Below are 216 nucleotides of genomic sequence, written 5' to 3' on the forward strand. Positions count from 1 at the left end.
TGAAGGACGTGATAAGCTGCGAAAAGTCACGGGGAGGTGCAAATAACCTTTGATCCGTGAATCTCCGAATGGGACAACCCGATATCCTGAAGGGATATCACCTTACTTAGTAAGGGGCTAACGCAGGGAACTGAAACATCTTAGTACCTGCAGGAAAAGAAAATAACAATGATTCCCCCAGTAGTGGCGAGCGAACGGGGAAGAGCCCAAACCTCT

At 48.1% G+C, this 216-nt stretch carries 1 rRNA gene; it reads left to right on the forward strand.

The window, feature by feature from the left end:
- Positions 1-216: ribosomal RNA gene (locus H6A61_RS15845) — 23S ribosomal RNA — on the forward strand; the annotation flags it as partial.

The sequence above is a fragment of the Bacteroides caecigallinarum genome (assembly GCF_016901995.1).
GTDB classification, from domain to species: Bacteria; Bacteroidota; Bacteroidia; order Bacteroidales; family Bacteroidaceae; genus Phocaeicola; species Phocaeicola cellulolyticus.